The sequence below is a fragment of the Wolbachia endosymbiont of Protocalliphora sialia genome, assembly GCF_053891855.1.
The window spans coordinates 64996-82517 of record NZ_JAIUJX010000003.1 but is presented as its reverse complement, the minus strand read 5'-3'; the positions used below and the strand labels follow the sequence as shown (position 1 = coordinate 82517).

General features: G+C 33.3%; 15 protein-coding genes, 1 tRNA gene and 1 pseudogene. 9 read left to right on the top strand and 8 right to left on the bottom strand.

Going from position 1 to position 17522, the window contains the following annotated elements; genetic code table 11:
- Positions 1–17 precede the first annotated feature (17 nt).
- On the top strand, positions 18–497 hold the full coding sequence (locus tag LB100_RS02360; protein WP_006013300.1) for a disulfide bond formation protein B: 480 nt from the start codon (positions 18–20) through the stop codon (positions 495–497).
- A gap of 686 nt (positions 498–1183) precedes the next feature.
- Positions 1184–2569, top strand: a complete 1386-nt coding sequence (lpdA, locus tag LB100_RS02355) for a dihydrolipoyl dehydrogenase (RefSeq protein WP_456201283.1) — start codon at positions 1184–1186, stop codon at positions 2567–2569.
- A 1-nt stretch (position 2570) separates the two neighbouring features.
- Here the strand turns inward: lpdA and LB100_RS02350 are convergent, their stop codons facing one another.
- On the bottom strand, positions 2571–2930 hold the full coding sequence (locus LB100_RS02350) for a hypothetical protein (protein ID WP_456201282.1): 360 nt from the start codon (positions 2928–2930) through the stop codon (positions 2571–2573).
- Between the two features lie 73 nt (positions 2931–3003).
- Between LB100_RS02350 and LB100_RS02345 the strand changes: the two genes are divergently transcribed.
- Positions 3004–4026: a UDP-N-acetylglucosamine--N-acetylmuramyl-(pentapeptide) pyrophosphoryl-undecaprenol N-acetylglucosamine transferase gene (locus LB100_RS02345; protein WP_456201281.1), complete on the top strand. Its 1023-nt coding sequence runs from the start codon at positions 3004–3006 to the stop codon at positions 4024–4026.
- On the opposite strand, the gene gshB is transcribed toward LB100_RS02345, so the two are convergent.
- Positions 4011–4937 (bottom strand): glutathione synthase, encoded by a 927-nt coding sequence (gene gshB / locus LB100_RS02340; RefSeq protein ID WP_416647604.1) that lies wholly within the window; start codon positions 4935–4937, stop codon positions 4011–4013. The two genes, LB100_RS02345 and gshB, sit on opposite strands and share 16 nt — an antisense overlap.
- 63 nt (positions 4938–5000) lie before the next feature.
- Between gshB and bcp the strand changes: the two genes are divergently transcribed.
- Entirely contained in the window at positions 5001–5468 is a 468-nt protein-coding gene (gene bcp / locus LB100_RS02335) for a thioredoxin-dependent thiol peroxidase (RefSeq protein WP_006013317.1), read from the top strand.
- Between the two features lie 8 nt (positions 5469–5476).
- Complete coding sequence (gene recF / locus LB100_RS02330; RefSeq protein ID WP_264330933.1) at positions 5477–6556, top strand: DNA replication/repair protein RecF; 1080 nt, start codon at positions 5477–5479, stop codon at positions 6554–6556.
- A gap of 17 nt (positions 6557–6573) precedes the next feature.
- Here recF and LB100_RS02325 read toward each other — a convergent pair whose 3' ends face one another.
- The 3 genes from LB100_RS02325 to LB100_RS02315 all read right to left on the bottom strand — a co-directional run bounded on the left by LB100_RS02325 (position 6574) and on the right by LB100_RS02315 (position 10120).
- Positions 6574–7734 carry an aspartate kinase gene (locus tag LB100_RS02325; RefSeq protein WP_264330934.1) on the bottom strand — a complete coding sequence of 387 codons (1161 nt, stop codon included), beginning with the start codon at positions 7732–7734 and terminating at the stop codon, positions 6574–6576.
- Between the two features lie 89 nt (positions 7735–7823).
- Positions 7824–9542, bottom strand: a complete 1719-nt coding sequence (locus LB100_RS02320) for a monovalent cation:proton antiporter-2 (CPA2) family protein (protein WP_456201280.1) — start codon at positions 9540–9542, stop codon at positions 7824–7826.
- 5 nt (positions 9543–9547) lie between these two features.
- The gene (locus LB100_RS02315; RefSeq protein WP_264330936.1) at positions 9548–10120 is read right to left on the bottom strand and encodes a thioredoxin family protein; all 573 of its coding nucleotides are present in this window, start codon (positions 10118–10120) and stop codon (positions 9548–9550) included.
- A gap of 102 nt (positions 10121–10222) precedes the next feature.
- Here LB100_RS02315 and tmk point away from each other — a divergent pair, with 102 nt between their 5' ends.
- Positions 10223–10816 carry a dTMP kinase gene (gene tmk, locus LB100_RS02310; protein WP_264719830.1) on the top strand — a complete coding sequence of 198 codons (594 nt, stop codon included), beginning with the start codon at positions 10223–10225 and terminating at the stop codon, positions 10814–10816.
- A 25-nt stretch (positions 10817–10841) separates the two neighbouring features.
- On the opposite strand, the gene LB100_RS02305 is transcribed toward tmk, so the two are convergent.
- A complete protein-coding gene (locus tag LB100_RS02305) occupies positions 10842–11522 on the bottom strand; it encodes a hypothetical protein (protein WP_213863870.1) in 681 nt (226 codons plus the stop codon).
- 364 nt (positions 11523–11886) lie between these two features.
- Positions 11887–11963, bottom strand: a tRNA-Met gene (locus LB100_RS02300).
- Between the two features lie 96 nt (positions 11964–12059).
- Between LB100_RS02300 and LB100_RS02295 the strand changes: the two are divergent.
- The 3 genes and pseudogenes from LB100_RS02295 (at position 12060) to LB100_RS02285 (ending at position 16960) form a co-directional block, all read left to right on the top strand.
- Positions 12060–14158: pseudogene (locus LB100_RS02295) on the top strand (ComEC/Rec2 family competence protein).
- 45 nt (positions 14159–14203) lie between these two features.
- Positions 14204–16015, top strand: a complete 1812-nt coding sequence (locus tag LB100_RS02290; RefSeq protein WP_456201279.1) for a hypothetical protein — start codon at positions 14204–14206, stop codon at positions 16013–16015.
- Positions 16016–16048: 33 nt separating this feature from the next.
- Positions 16049–16960: an RluA family pseudouridine synthase gene (locus tag LB100_RS02285; protein WP_456201278.1), complete on the top strand. Its 912-nt coding sequence runs from the start codon at positions 16049–16051 to the stop codon at positions 16958–16960.
- A 6-nt stretch (positions 16961–16966) separates the two neighbouring features.
- On the opposite strand, the gene LB100_RS02280 is transcribed toward LB100_RS02285, so the two are convergent.
- Positions 16967–17314 (bottom strand): diacylglycerol kinase, encoded by a 348-nt coding sequence (locus LB100_RS02280; protein WP_264336504.1) that lies wholly within the window; start codon positions 17312–17314, stop codon positions 16967–16969.
- Positions 17315–17522: the final 208 nt, after the last annotated feature.

Below are 17522 nucleotides of genomic sequence, written 5' to 3'. Positions count from 1 at the left end.
GTAGTAATTCATTAACTATGTCAGATGTAAATAACAGTTCTATAATTTTTCTCTTATCAAGCGCTGTCGCTTTAATTTTTGCATATGTGCTAGAGTATTTTTTCAATATGATACCGTGTAAGTTATGTATATACGAGCGAGTAGTTTACTATGTTACAGGGCTACTTGCAGTTGCGTATATGTTCAAAGACAACAAAATCCTAATCTATGCGATGTTTTGCAGCTATCTCATTGGTGCAATAATATCTTTTTATCATGTAGGTCTTGAACTCCACTTATTTCATGATGTTTTAGGCTGTACAGAGCAAGCAAGTGGTAACGTTAGCATAGAAGAGCTAAGAAATAATCTATTAAACCCTAACTACTCTCCGTCTTGTGACAGACCTCATTATATTTTTGGTGTTTCGTTAGCAACATGGAATCTTATTTATCTTATAGTAGCTCTATTCTTATCAGGTAAAATGTATTGTGAAGAAAGAAATAAGGTACAACAGTAACTGGTATAGACGCTGTACTTGTGCGTTACTTGGTGCTGTCCGTAATTTAAAAATTTAGCAAGTCATACCCACTGATTCTTGCACAGCTGTACGAACATTATGGTTCAGCATGCCAGTGCCCTCTTTCTTGTCATCCGAGTAGCTGAAACTGGAAGTGCGGCTATCACCCAAATAACCTTTCGTTGTTATTCAAGCAACCTATTTCTTGTCATCCTAGTGCCCAGATACTGGGATTAAGTTTGTCCATAATCTCACCAAAAACGTTGTGTTTTAGAATAATTTTGTGCTCAATATGCTTATTTGTAGTAAAGGTTTCTGGATTCCAGCATCAAGTGCTGGCCTGAAGCTTTAGCTATAGATATTAATAAATTTACTAAGTAAAAAAAGGCAAAAGAATCCCTATATAGCGAGTTTTAATAATGTAAATTGATAATGTGATAACAAGCGTGTTTTGGCTGAAGTAGAAAAAATTTAAAAAACATGCAGCCGCTATAATTTTTATGTAATCTGCCAATAAATATCTGAGTTTTGTTGTTAAACCCGCGGAGATTAAAAATAAGGATAAATACTCTTATTGATATAAGAAGAAAAGTGGGAAGGTTTGTCAAGCCGCTTCTATGCACCTGAGCATTGATTATACGGGTTCCATCTGTTATATATAATCTTTTTGAATACGAAGAAAGCTGATGAATGAGTATGATATTACAGTTATAGGCAGCGGTCCTGGTGGTTATATAGCAGCAATTAGAGCGGCGCAGTTTGGATTTAAAACTGCAATTGTTGAAAAGGAAGAAAATTTGGGTGGTATATGCTTAAATTGGGGGTGTATACCAACAAAATCGCTACTTAGAGCATCTGAAATTTATAGGTTAATAACAAGATCAGAAGAATTTGGCATAAAAGTAAAGGATGCAAGTTTTGATATACAATCAATAGTGAAATACTCAAGAAACGTTGTTGATAAATTGTCAAGCGGTGTTGCATATTTGATGAAAAAAAATAACATCAAAGTTCATCAAGGCTTTGGTAAACTTGCAGGTAATCGTACTGTAAAAATTCTTAATGACAAAAAGAAGGAGGAAATTTCTTCCAATCATATCATTTTAGCAACAGGTGTTAGAGCGCGAAATCTACCTGGAGTAGAGGCGGATGGAGATTTAATATGGAATGCGCAGCACGCTATGACTCCAAAGAAGTTACCAAAATCGCTACTAATCATAGGTTCTGGTGCGATAGGAATAGAATTTGCAAGTTTTTATAGTACTTTAGGGGTTGATGTAACAATTATAGAAGTAAAAGACACTATTTTGCCGCTGGAAGATAAAGACATTTCAAATTTAGTACAAGAGATATTTACAAAACAAGGAATAAAAATATATACGAGCAATAGTATAAAAACTTTCACTAAAAATAAAGACTCTGTTCAAGTGCAGCTAAGTGGTGGTGATAATAAAGAATTCGATAGAGTAATTGTTGCAGTTGGCGTTCAAGCAAACACTGAAAATATAGGTTTAGAAAATACAAAAATTAAGTTGAGTCCTTCTGGTTTCATTGAAACGAATGAGTGGTATGAAACAAGTGAATCAAGTGTGTATGCAATAGGTGATGTAGCTGGTCCCCCATGTTTAGCGCATAAAGCAAGTCATGAAGCTGTAATCTGTGTTGAGAAAATTGCTGGTAAAAATGCTCATAAGTTAAAAAAAGAGTGCATACCAAATTGCACTTACTCTCATCCGCAAGTAGCAAGCGTTGGCCTTACTGAGGAACAGGCAATAAAAAGTGGATACGATATAAAAGTAGGAAAATTTCACTCCAACTTTAATGGTAAATCTATTGCACTAAGTGAAACTGAAGGTTTAGTGAAAACAATTATAGACAAAAAAACAGGCGAACTTCTTGGAGCTCACATGATAGGAGCGGAAGTAACAGAGTTAATTAGCAATTTCGCTCTTGCAAAGCAACTAGAGGGAACAGACTGCGACATAAAATCTACGATTTTTCCTCATCCAACTATTTCGGAAATTATACACGAATCAGTACTTGCCGCAGATGGTGAATCGTTAAATAGTTAAGCTAACGATTCATTGTTTTAGAGCTACAATTATCCTGATTAGGCGATTCAATTCTAATAGATTGATTACCAATATCAGATTTTTCTAACTTTTCTTTTAACCCTTCAGCGGCTTCTTTCACTTCAAGCTTTTTTTCCTGATTAAGATCCTCTGGGCTTTTTCTTTTACTTTCTAAACCTTGTTGTCTATCAATATTTTTATTGAGTTGTTCTTGCTGAGGTAGATCAACAACTGAGTTAAAAAGAGCTTTTATTATGTTTTTTAATAAACCTCCGCTTCTGCTTTGCTCTTGAGGCTTATTTTTTACGTTAGATTCTTTTTTACTGTCACTATTTTTAGGCATTTTTAACTCAACTATCATAAAGCTTGATAAAATTTTACATGCAGATTATTAAAAAATGATTAATAATCTATTATCAAATTGCTATTTACAGATGGATATTATTCTAGCAACAGGCGGTACAGGTGGGCATGTTTTTCCAGCTATAACCTTAGCAAAAGCACTAAAGGTACAAGGGCACAATTGTATATTATTCACTGATCAAAAAACCATCAATATAGAAAGTTATATTTTACCATTGTGCAAGCCAAGTGGCAACAAATTGAAGTTTCTCTTTTTGTTAATGTATAGTTGTGTATTAGCACTGTATCAAACAAGAAAATTAAAACCAAAGCTAATCATTGGTTTTGGTAGCTACGCTTCTTTTCCAACTCTTTTTGCAGCAAAGATTTTTTCTATACCTATAATTTTACATGAACAAAATATAGTTTTAGGGAGAGTAAATAGATTCTTTTTCAAGAGTGCAAAATTAATTGCAACTAGCTTTCCAGAGACTAAGTATGCAGAAGGTAGTAAATGCGTTTTTACAGGAAATTTTGTCGATATAGAAGCACAAGGCTATTCTAGAGCTGAAACAGTTTTAAACGTGTTAATAATAGCAGGCAGTCAGGGTGCAAATTTTTTTGATGATGTAGTGAGCAGCGTAATTTGTGATCTACCTGTTGAAGTAAAAGAGAGGATTAGAGTAACGCAGCAATGTACGAAGAAAAATATAAACAAGGTCAAGAGTCTATACAAAAGTGAAGGAATTGATTGTGAGTTAAGTGAGTTTTTCGATGATATGGAAAATAAACTGGCCAATGCTCATTTGGTAATTAGCAGAGCGGGGGCAACTTCAATAGCAGAGATTACTCTTGCTGAGCGTCCTGCTGTATATATTCCTTATCCTCACTCAAAAGATAACCATCAATTTTATAATGCAAAACATATTGAAGATTCGGGAGCAGCTGTAATGTTTGAGCAAAATAGTAACGCGAAAAAGAATCTAGGAGAGTTGCTAGTTGATTTATTGCAAAATTGTCAAAAATTGCGTGATATGGCTAATAATACTAAGAAAACAAGAATAAGGAATGGAGTTACTGAATTTATTAAGGCAATAGCTCAAGAACTTAGTTGACGAATTGCTTTTTCTTCAAATGCATTCCATAGTTCTTTTTCTAGTGATTTACTATACAACTTATTGATATAAACTACTCCCGTAGGCGAAGTTGTGTTAATTTCAAGAAGGAAGTTATCTATAATATCAATGCCAACGAATATTAGCCCTCTTTTCTTTAGCTCAGGACCAATTTTATTACATATTTCGTTGTCTCTATCATTCATTTGGGCAGGCTCAAAACTTGCTCCGAGTCTCAAATTTGTTCTGATTTCTCCGCTAGATTTTGGAACTCGCTTCATTACTCCTATTGGCTTTCCATCCAGTAGCAGTATTCTTTTATCTGTATTTATCTTTTTACAAAATGCTTGTGCAATTACAGGACATTCATATTTTGCAATCATGAGATCGACTACCACTTGAATGCTATTTTGGTCTTGTATTCTTATTACGTCATTTCCTCCATAGCTATATAGTGGTTTCAAGATGATATCTTGATAGTCGTGACAAAAATTTCTAATCATCGATATATTTTCAGTGATCAAAGTTGGAGGAATTAGCTCTGGAAATAGTGAAGTAATTAATTTTTCAGGACAGTTTCTTATTTCTGTTGGATTATTTATTACTAACGCAGTAGTCTTTTCTAAGATATAGGTTGTTGTAATGTACCGCATATCAAATGGTGGATTCTGTCTGATAAATATGATATCCATTTCATTTAGGTTGATTACTACATCCTCTTTTGAAATGAAGCTACAATCATCAACGCTGACTTTCTGAGAAAGGGCAATTGGCTGATTTAACTTGAGTGCTAAATTATTAGGTACATAAACAAAAATTTCGTACCTTCTTCTTTGCGCTTCTTTTATTAATGAAAATGTAGTATCAGCTTCAAAATTTATACTTTCATCCATCTGAAAAGCTACTTTCATTTATCCTCCCTTCCTATTACAATATAATATAGTACCATAAAAGTGTTAATAATGGAGCAAAGTATGGAATTAACAATAGGAAATAATGCACCTGATTTTAGCTTGCCAACAGATTCTGGTGAGATTTTATCACTGAGTGAATTTTTTAATAAAAAAAATGTAGTTCTTTATTTTTATCCTAAAGACGATACTCCGGGCTGCACAATGGAGGCAAAAGGCTTTAGAGACAATATAGAAAATTTTTCTTCTCTTGACACAGTGATAATTGGTGTATCAAAAGATAGCGTTAAGTGCCACGCTAACTTCAAAGCAAAATATTCTCTGCCATTTTCTTTAGTTTCTGATGAAAATGCTGAAATGTTGGAAAAGTATGGTGTTTGGGTAGAGAAAAGTATGTTTGGCAAAAAGTATATGGGAGTAGAGCGTACTACTTTTTTAATAGATAAAAAAGGCAAAGTAGTGAAGATTTGGAAAAATGTAAAAGTGAGTGGACATGTTGATGAGGTTTTAGAGGAAGTAAGCAGAATATAAATTAAAGAATGGCTACCCATTGCTATATAAAAAAATTGAAATTACATAATTTCCGTAGTCATTCAAATTTCGAACTGGATTTAGACGATAGATCGGTTGTAATAACTGGTCAAAATGGTATTGGTAAAACTAATATACTTGAAGCAATCTCATTGCTTGCTAAAAGTAATGGCATGAAAAAAGTAAAAATTAGTGAGATGCAAAATAGACTCAGTAATGAAGATTGGGCAGTGCATTATGACTTTTTTAATGGAACATACTTTAACTCAATTGGTATAGGAAAGAATCTTAATAATAAACTAATACAAATTGATGGAAAAACACAATCAAGTTATTCATCTCTGTATAGAATATCCAATGTAATATGGCTCATTCCACAAATGGACTATATTCTTCTTAATTCTCCGAGCGACAGATTAAAATTTTTAGACCGTATCGTCTCACTGTTTGAAGAAAATTACACTTATTGCTATATGAAATACAGGAAAGCTAAACATGAGCGAAGTAAACTGCTTAGAGAGAATATTTTAGACGGAAATTGGCTCTCTAGCCTTGAAAATGTCATGGCTACCAATGCAGTTGATATTTTACGTATGCGTTTGTCTGTTTTAAAAATACTACAGGGCACAATTGATAACCATTCTTGTGAGTTTTTTCCAAAGGCAAGTTTGAAATTTAGCAGTCAGCTAACTTTGAACGATACTGCAGAATATTTTCAGAATCGTCTAAAGGAAAACAGAGAAAAAGACTCATTAACTGGTAGAGTAACCTTTTCTGTACATAATGATAATTTTCGGGTTTTTTGCCAAAAAGGGGACATGCCAATAAATCTTTGTTCTACTGGAGAGCAAAAGCTATTACTGCTTTCTATCATCTTATCCAGTGTAAAAGCAAGGTGTATTTACTACAATAAAGCACCTCTTCTTCTGCTTGACGATATAATGTCGCATCTGGATAAAGATTACAGAAAGGTGTTAATGGAGGAGGTGTTAAGCATTCAATGTCAAACTTGGATAACCGATGTAAATCAAGATAATTTCAATAACTATCTTTGCTCTTTCAAGTTTGTTGAATTATCAAGTAAATAAATTTCAAGCGTGCTGTCTCATACATCAAGCTCATATTCGGTATGTAAATCTCTAATTAAAGCCTCAGCGTGTTTTTTTTGAACAACTATACTGATCTTGATTTCGGACATTGTGACAGCAAGTATTTCTATCTTTTTTTCGCTTAAAACCTTGAGTGTGCGGTACATCACTTCAGTGTTAGACATAATACCAATACCAATTATTGAAATTTTAGCTATATTATTGTTTACGACATAATTTTCATTTTTGTTCAATAACTTTGTCATTAAATCAACATCAAATTTAGAAATCAAAAAGCTTGACCCATGTATCATGTCAACTTTAACGTTTGCTCCTGCTATATCTCTTAAAGTATCCAGAGTATTTGCAAAGTTAGTAAAAGTTACAAGAGCTTCGTGAGTGCTATAAGTTATTCCAGTAATTAAGTATCTTTCCAGTACATCTTTTTCGTGTAGTACTGTAGTGCCTTCTACTTCCTCAAAAGTGGATAACACTTGCACCTTAATATTATGCTTCATTGCAAGTTGTACTGAACGATTATGCAATATTTTAGCACCAGATGACGACATCTCCAATATTTCATTGTAAGAGATAGATTTAAGCTTGCGTGCCCTTGGAACAATTTTTGGGTCTGCTGTATATATTCCGTCAATATCAGTAAAAATTTCACAAGTCCTAATACCAAAGACTACAGCAAAGGCAATTGCTGAGATGTCAGATCCTCCTCTACCAAAAGTAGTGATTCTATCATCGTATATACCCTGAAAACCAGCAATGATTGCAGCAGTATAACCCTCAGCAAAAGATCTTTTTACATGGTCAATTTTTATCTTTTTTATTTTAGACTCAGAATAAAAATTATCCGTTAGAATTGGTAACTGCCAGGCGAGCCATGATTTAGCATTAACTCCAACAGACAGAAGAGTGATAGCTAATAACCCGCAAGAGATTTGTTCTCCTGCTGAAAGCAGGACATCATACTCTGATAACTCTTGTCTACAATTTAAATTTGAAATTTGCCTGGCTTGAAAAGCCATTTGGTCAGTGAATCCTGCAGCAGCAGATACAACAGCAATTACATTATAACCTTTTTCAATATCGTTTTTTATTAGATTTGCAACTCGATTTAAGTCAGTTAGCGAAGTACCACCAAATTTTTTTATTATTATTTTGTTCATAGTTACAATAAGGTCAATTTCACCTTTCTAGAGAGTATAGTTGCTTAATTAAATGTGTTTTTCTGGTCACTAATTAAAGTGATAGAGGATTATTCATCTTTATCACTACCAAGGTCTTTTAACATACTGTAGTTGCCTTTTCTGAATTTACCTTTTAAAGATGTAACTCCGCTTTCGCTAATACCACTTAAACTTAATGCTGCTCCACCTAGCTGCAATCCAATTTCAGACGTTTCGGGAATAACTTTACTAGCCCCTAGATCTTTATAAACCTCCACATTATTCAAATCTGGTAAACGTATTATAATATTTACATACGGGAAGTTTGTTGCAACTAGAGAAACTATTTTCTTTATAGTGACTTCGTTCTTTATTGAAACCACAAGAGCTTGAGCTCTTTCTATTCCTACTGATTTTAAAATTTCATATCTTGTAGCATCTCCAAGATATATAGGGAAACTGTCATTTTTTCCTTCTTTCACTATTTTTGATTGAATATCTACAACAACATAACTTAAATGCTCTGCAGTAAGCATTTTCGTTACCATATATCCCACTCTACCAAACCCGGCAACTATTACGTGGTTATAAAGATCTTGTGTGTCTGTTTCGATTGCTTCATCGTCTAGTATTATTTTTTCAGTGCTAAATGAATTTGCTATCCAGTCTCCTATTCCCGATAAAAGAGGAGTAAAAGCCATAGTTACTGTAGTTACCATCATAAGCACTTGAGCGATTTCACTTGATAGTACATCTAATTCATCTGCTAAACGGAATAAAATAAATGCAAATTCACCGCCTTGTGCAAGCAGTAATCCAGCTTGTATTGCAGGTGCACTTCTAAATCCAAAAAATCTACACAATGTATATATAATGGACGTCTTTAAAACGATAAGGATAATTGATAATAAAGTAACGAGTGGTAACTTATTGAGTAAAAGGTCAATATCAATAGACATGCCAACAGTCATAAAGAATAAACCAAGAAATAAGTCTTTAAATGGCAATACTGCATGCTCTACCGAATTCCTGTGTTCTGTTTCTGCAACTAGTAACCCAGCAACAAATGCGCCTAATGCCATTGATAAATGAAATTGTTCAGTAATAAATGCTGATCCTAATATTATCAGAAGTGTTGTTGATATAAAGATCTCATTACTCTCCATTTTGGCAATAACCGAAAACAATGGCCTCAGTAATAACCTACCAGTTACAAATATCAACACCAATGCAATAGCTGCTTGCACTAATGAGCCTGCCAACGAGCTTATTAAGCTGTGTTCAGAATTGCCAGTAAGCAGAGGCACTAGTACTATTAGAGGTACCACTGCAAAGTCCTGCATTAGTAGCACTGCTATTGACAATCTACCAACTTGGCTTGCTTGAGAACCCTTTTCTTGCAGAACCTGCAACACTATTGCTGTTGAGGATAGTGCAAGTCCACCACCGATAACTGCTGCCATGTTTGTATTTACTCCAAAGGCAAGAGCAATGCACCATATTGCTATCATGGTAACTATAACTTGAAGGGAACCAAACCCAAACACATGCCTACGCATAGCGATAAGGCGTTCAAATGTCAATTCAAGACCTATAATGAACAATAGGAAAACTACGCCAAACTCTGCAAAGTTATCCATTACTTCAACTGAATTTATCAGATTAAACCCATGAGAACCAATCAACGCACCTGCAACAAAGTAACCAAGTACTGGGCTAATATTCATTTTCCAAAACGCTATGACTATAAACACAGCAGCAGAGAGTAAAATTATAATATCAAACAAATGCTGAGAGCCGCTGTGCATAATATTCAACCTGTAGAATTAGACCATTTTATTGAACAACCAATGCTTGATTTTTGGTCAACTGGAGGATTGCTAGTTTCTGCAATAAATTTCATGGCTTGAAATAAATCACTACTTCCTACTTCGTAATTTTGAACTTTCTCTTTTTTTGTGTTGTTAAAACGCCCGCGATAGCAGAGGGCTAGTTTGGAATTAAAGCCAAAAAAATCAGGGGTACAAACAGCACCATACTCTTTAGCTACTTCTTGGTTATTGTCAATCAAATATGGAAATGTAAACTTATTTTCCTTGGCAAAATTAATCATGTTTTCAAAGGAGTCTTCTGGGTACTCATTTACATCATTTGGCATGATTGCAACGGTGTTTACCTGATAATCTTTTTTTAACAAATTAACATCGCTTACTAGATTGCTAATAATTGATTGAACGTAAGGACAGTGATTGCATATAAACATTACAATGAGACCATTTTCCCCATAGCAGTCACTTAATGTATAATATTTGTTATCCACTCCCAGGAGATTGAAATTCTTTGCAGTAAAGTCTAAATTTATCTTAGGAGTGTCTAGCGTAACCATAGCTCATAGAGAATTGTATACCATAATTTATGATCTTATTGCTTAAATGTCAAATGGTTTCTATGTAAACTGTTTGCATTTAGCATTGTAATTATAAAATTTATGTTCATAACCTTTGAAGGAATAGATGGTTCTGGTAAAACAACACAGTCTGAGTTACTTGCAAATTATTTCAAGCAAATTCACGGTGAAAATAATGTCGTATTGACTAGAGAACCAGGTGGTACTGATTTTGCAGAAAAAATAAGAGGATTACTACTTAAGGATAATATTGATCCTATTTCTGAACTCTTGCTGCTTATCTCGATGAGGCACGAACATATGAAAAAATTAATATTGCCAGCTCTTTTAGAAGGGAAAATAGTGATTTGTGATCGGTTTATTGACTCAACTATTGCGTATCAAGGGTATGGACTAGGTGTTGACTTAAGTCTAATAAGAGACTTACACAAATTAGTGGAAATTAAATATCCAGATATCACATTTATTTTAGATATTGATGTTCAAGTTGGACTCAGCAGAGCAAAAGACAAAAATAAATATGAAGAGATGAACGTTGATTTTTATAATAAAGTTCGAGAAGGATTTCAAGAAATAGCTAAAAAAGAACCCAAAAGGTGCAGTGTTATTACTAAAATTGAAACAAAAAGTGATAATCACGTACAAAATGAAATTATTGATATTGCAAAAACTTAGCTACACGCATTGAACTTTTGCTAGTTTAAACAGTTACCATACCAGCCTGTAGCAAAAAATTGTCAATTTTAGGTGACATTATTTCATATGAAAGACTCTCTTTTTGATTATCTAAAAAACTTTGTATTTCATTTTTAGGTTTTTCACTTATTGTTCTATATATTCTTGCGCGATTAATTAGCTCATTTCTAATATTCTTATTGCTTGCTTCAGTTATGGTAAAAAATTGATCAAAGTGATTTAACAGATCCTCGTCTTTTATCGAGGATGCAACGCTATCAATGTCTCTTACATATAAAGCAAGTTTGTGCGCTTTGCTACGATCCTCAAAACAAAGATTAATCAGTACGTTACAAAACTTACTTTTTGTAATATCTCTTGTTTCTGCTAGCAAAGATTCGATCTCGTCTTGGCAACGCACCCTCTTAACTGATTCAGCAGGTTCAACCATACCAAGAACATTCTCTACTACAGACTTTTTCTCACAACCAAAAAGAAACGTATAATATCCCATAGATAGGGTCAAAAGAAGGAATATAGCTGGAAGCAAGAAAGGAGCAAGTACATTTTGCGATCCAGGAAAGATAAACCAAACAGCAGTTGCTGCTGATACAGCTAAAAATAACCCTGACATAACGAGTTTTATTTTTCTTCTGTATCCGTTATCAATAACTGTATTTACACCAATAAAAGCTACATCAACCATTGCTCACACCTCACTAAAAGTAATATTAGCTTAATAATAGCATTGTTGTGATAAGAAATCAATATTATGAATATTTTAATTAATTTATAAAATCATCCAACCAAATAGAAAAAAGGCAAAAGAAGTCCCGAATAGCGAGTTTTAATAATTTAAATTGATAATGTACTAATAAGCGTGATTTGGCTAAATGTAGAAAAAATAAAAAAGACATGCAGCCACTATAATTTAATGTAATTCACCAATAAATACCTTAAGTTTTTTACTGAATGTTGCGATTGAGCCTACAGGTCAAAAACAAGCTTTGAGTCAGAAATACCATTGCTATTATAATAAGAGAAATCGCGATGTTTGTACAATTGAAAGATGGTTGCGGGAGTAGGATTTGAACCTACGACCTTCAGGTTATGAGCCTGACGAGCTACCGAGCTGCTCCATCCCGCGTCGTTGCTTATTTATTATTATATGCGTAATAATAATAAATAAAAGAATAAAATCACACTATTACATATATTTATATATCTATTAACCTTTCTTAACATGATAGTAAATTATATACATAACAATCTGTGCAATGAAAAATATAACTTGATATTGTGGTTCCCTGTTTTTCAGTGTGCAGGAATTTTAACCTATTTCTCATTAAATTTTGAACCAAGCTGTGCTTTCACTATATCTATTTTTCTCTTGCTTTCACCTATACTAATTCTGATTGCAATATTATACAGGAAATACGCAATATTATGCATTTCTTTAATTGCAGTGCTCATAGGATTTACAACCAGCAAATTCAGAACAGATTCAGTTAATACTCACATTCTTGATAAGGAAAGGTATGTGAAAGATATTGTTGCTACAGTGAAGGATATTAATAACAGGGGCTCATACAAACAATTTCTGCTTTCTGTCTCTACTACCTCAAAATCCTCTCCTGTCATCCCAGTACTTGATACTGGGATCCAGAAAAAAAAGATATGGATTCCAGCGTTACGCGCTGGAATGACACCGTATAGAGCTCTAGATAACATCAGAACAAAGCGGAAGAAGGCATTAAAATAGGGGATCAAGTAAAATTATCAGCAAAACTCTTTCCTCCAAAAATTGCGCCTTCGGAATATGCATATGATTTTGCAAGAATAGCATATTATCAGAAAATAAGTGCAACAGGCTTTGCAACAAGCAAAATAGTCCTGTACAAAAAGGCTGAAGCAAGAAAATTTCAAGAGTATATAGAATCTTTCCGTCAATATATCTATGAAAACCTACAGCAAAATACCAAAAAGCCACACGCGGACATAATCTCTGCATTATTAATTGGCAAAAAAGACGGGATAGATCAAAAAACTATGAATGCGATACGAGATTCAGGTATAGCACATTTATTCGCTATATCTGGTTTACATTTATCGTTTGTTGCTGGTCTATTTTTTATAGTATTCCGTAATTTATTTGCAATATCTGAAACTTTGACTCTTAAATATAACACTAAAAAAATATCTGCATTCTTTACTATCTTGCCAACTACCTTTTATTTGTTGATTACCGGTATGCAAATTTCTGCTCAGCGTGCCTACATCATGGTGATCTTGGTACTTGTTGCAATAATCATAGAAAGGAAATATCGAGGATTAATAGCAATTGCGTTTGCTGCTTCGGTGATACTCATAGTGGAGCCAGAAGCAATCTTAAAGCCAGGTTTTCAAATGTCATTTTCTGCTGTTTTGGCACTAGTTGCCAGCTATCAGATCAATGCTAATAAGTTATTCAAAATAAAAATAATAAAATATTTTATGTCGATAATGATCAGCTCAATAATAGCAAGTTTAGCAACTGTTCCGTACACAATATACAATTTTAACTATTTTTCAATCAGTGGCATTATCACAAATTTGATTGCTATACCAATAGTTACACTCATTATTATTCCACTTGGAATAATCTATGTTTTATTGATTCCTTTAGGTACTCAGTGGATTATAACGCCTCTCATGGAACGCCCAATTGACAGCGTTTTATATATAACAAACGCAATTGCCAGTCTTCAGTATTTGGTTATTCCTATTCGCACTTTTCCTGCCTCATTAATTATTATAATAACGCTTGGGCTATTATGGTTATGCTTGTGGGAAAGGAATTGGCGTTTCTTTGGAATTTTCTTTATTGTGCTAGGTATTTTCTCTAGCGCTATGTATACAACTCCTGACATTCTAGTCAGTGCTGATAATCTTGCTGTAAAAGAAGATGACAATTTACTATATTCCCTTACTAGAAAAAACAGAAATTTTGTTGTCAAAACGTGGGCAAAGCAAAACGGGCAGAATCAAATTGTGAATCATACTAAATTCAGTAATTCAAACAAAAGGCTAAAATGTAATGATTATGACTGTACATATAATAAAGGAAATAATAAGTCAGTGTTGCTAGCTCACAAAAGAGAAGATATTTTAGAAAATTGTAACAATGTCGATCTAGTAATTCAGTTAAGCAAGTTTAACTATCCAGCTTGCAATACTAAAATCATCAAATACTCTGACTTAGAGGCATATGGCACACACTCTGTTTGGCTAGCAAATAGTGGCATAAAGGTTAGCAAAGTCCGTTCTAATCGTCCTTGGCATAAGCCAAAAACTTGTTTTTAAAGTATCATTTATATATAATTACTTAATTAGGATGCAAGGAAATTTATGCCTTTAGATACAACAAATCCTTTCAATGTTAAAGTAGATCATAATTTTGCCAAAATAGATGATGCTATTGGTTTTTTTCCTAGGTTATGGCGTGCAGCAAGAAAGTATTCTGTAAGTAACACTCTGCCCATAGCGGCTGTAAATACTTGGCTTCAATTTTCTTTGGCTTATGTAGCTGCAATAATAATAACTAGTAATAATTTAAGCTTTATTACAGATATTTTTAACCCAACATTCATGCCAATTTACACTTTGGTTTCTATTATTCTTTTAACAACTTTTGTAGCCTCTTCTGCTATGAGATATATGCATAAGCAGAAGATAAAAGAAGGAAAAAAGCCGATAGAGGAATTAATAAATGATAAAATTAGAGGTGGCAAAGACAACGAGATAAGTGAACTTGCTGAAAATGCTCTAAAAATAGAGATAAAACCAAATTTAAGTCTTATAGGTCGCAAAAAAGCAAACTTTTCAATAATTTTGCCAATTTCTGAAAATCAAAAAAAAACATTAGATGATCAAAGACAAGAGAATAAAAATAAGGCCATTTTTCTTACCATACCATATATAATTAGCACTGTAATTATAGTTGGCGCATTAATACAAAATAGATTTAGCTTTGCCAAGGTTCAGGATTTGGAATGGGCCATAGTTGCACTGGCTAGTATCATTGCTATTGTTGGGATATGTATAACATTCAGCAAGCTAAAAAACAATGAGATAAACAATAATCATAATATTGTTAAAAAGTTTAACAATTTGGATATTCTCTTTCCATTCAGAAGAGGTGGGGTTGTATCGGTAATAGAAAAAAAGACAAAAGATGAGGAAGAAAATGATTCTATATCTCGATTGATAAAATTACTTGATAAGCACTTGACTGATTTTACAGATAAAATTGTTGCTTCATTTGATAAGCAGCTAGATGAAGTTAAAGATCTACTTGATAATAGCCTTCTAAAGCCTGCAAATGATGAAATTCAAGAAACACTTGTTCATCTACAAGGAATTAGAGGAGACATCAAAAAAGATTTAGATAAGTTGCGTAAGGAAATGATGGTCATTTTAAGCGAAGCTAAAGGGTTGGCAAAAAGAACAAATTCACTAAACATTGAAAGCATTTTTTCTAGTTTAGAGAATACTATTAAAATCGCTGAAGATAAGGTTGAGCGATTTGAACCAAGCAGATTTGTTGGCTTTTTTCAATCTAGAGAAGAAATAATTAGCAACGACAACGATTTTTTTTGTATGTTGAAAAAGCAAGAAGAAGAAGCGGAAAAGATAAAGAAGGAATTAGAAGAAGAACTAAAAAAAGTAAAAGATGAACTAGAGGAATTAAAGAATAAACAAACAAACGAACCTACTAGCAATGAAGACAGTGCTATTCCTCCTTCTCCTCTTGAAGAACAGCAAGATGAAGAGAGAAAAGCAATAGAGAAAAATAGACTATTAAAATCAAAAAAAAGGACAAAAGAACTGGAGAAAGAAAATGCAAAATTGGAAAAAGAATTATCTGAACAAGAAAAAGCAGATGAATGGAAAAAAAAAATTAATGGCAAAGCAAGTGAGTTTTTCTTCTATTTATTAGAATCTATTAAGTTGGAAGAAAAAAAAGATGATAAGGGAGAAAAAGTCAGTGAGGTAACATTAAGAAATTTTGATAACAAGGTAATAATCCACTGGAAAGATGGCTCTCAAATGACTTTTAATATCCAGAAACAAGATGGGCTTCAAGCTCAACCTAACACAAAAGTTGATTTTGTGGATCCAGATGTTCGCGAAGCATTTAAAGAAGCTTATTCAAGGTAGCTACTATAGATATAGTCTTAGATATTGTTAGTAATGAAAAGGCTAGATACCTACATAGCTAAAAAGTGCAACATATCGCGCAGTAAAGCACAAAGATTGATACAAAATGAGCGGGTAACATTATTTGGCACACCGATAATTAATAATGACCACATAGTAAAACTAGGTGAAGAGTATATAGTACATCTCGTTCAACCTGACATATCCATATCAATTGAACCTAACTATAATATAAAGCTTGATATCATTTACGAAGATGAGGACATTATAGTTCTGAGTAAGCAAAGTGGATTAACAGTGCACCCAGGTGCTGGAACAAACAATGATACACTCCTGAATGCAGTGATCGCTCACCTTGGCAAAATTCCATATATAAATACAAGACCAGGAATTGTTCACAGGCTTGATAAAGATACTAGTGGACTCATGGTAATTGCAAAAAATGAACAATCCCACAGCTTCTTGTCTGAGCTGCTATCAAATCGTAAAATAAAACGGGAATACTTAGCAGTAATTTGGGGAGCATTACCTAATCTGCAAGGAACAATAAAAACCAATATTGCTCCAAAACGCAGTAATAAAGAAATGATGTGCGTTACAAAAACAACAGGCAAATTAGCAATCACTCATTACTCAGTGAAGAAAATTATAGGGCAAGCAAGCTTGGTTAAATGTACTTTAGAGACAGGTAGAACACATCAAATTCGAGTACACATGAGTTGCATAGGACATTCTATAGTAGGTGATCAAGTTTACGGAAAAAATAGTAGTAAAAGTGTAAAATATGCTAAAAATTCTGACTTTATTCGCAACTTCAACAGACAGGCACTACATGCTCACACGCTGGGCTTATATCATCCCAAAAGTAAAGAATATATAGAATTTATTTCTGATTTACCACAAGATATGCAAGTCTTAATCGGTGAATTTGAAAATATATCTTAATAACATTCATATCAATATTATCATCCATGTTATCAAGAAGTTAATTAATGAGAGAAAAACTGCTGCACTACCTAGATCTTTCACTTTTTTTGAAAGTATATGTTGTTCACTGGAAATACGCTCAATTGTTGTTTCAAAAGCAGTGTTGATAATTTCTACAATTAACACCAAAAATAGGCTACTTACCATTATTGCACGTTCTAAATTACTTACATCTAAAACAAATAAAGCTGAAACACATACTATAAAAAGCAGTAACTCCTGTCTAAATGCAACTTCTGATATAAAAGCTGATTTTATTCCTTCACAAGAATATTGAATTGCCTTTACTAGACGAATAATACTTTTCTTCATTATCAATTTTGGAAACTCAATGAATTATACTTATTGCACTCAGGTAAAAAATGCATGAAAGCACCTTTCAGTAATGATTACTTGCAAAGCAGTCTATAAGTACAAAGATTTTTATAGTCAAAATCTAGCATATTGTTTGAACCTGGAGAATTAATACAAATTCTTCTAACAAACTCCTAAGAACCTTTTTCATCTATCGGCTCCTCTT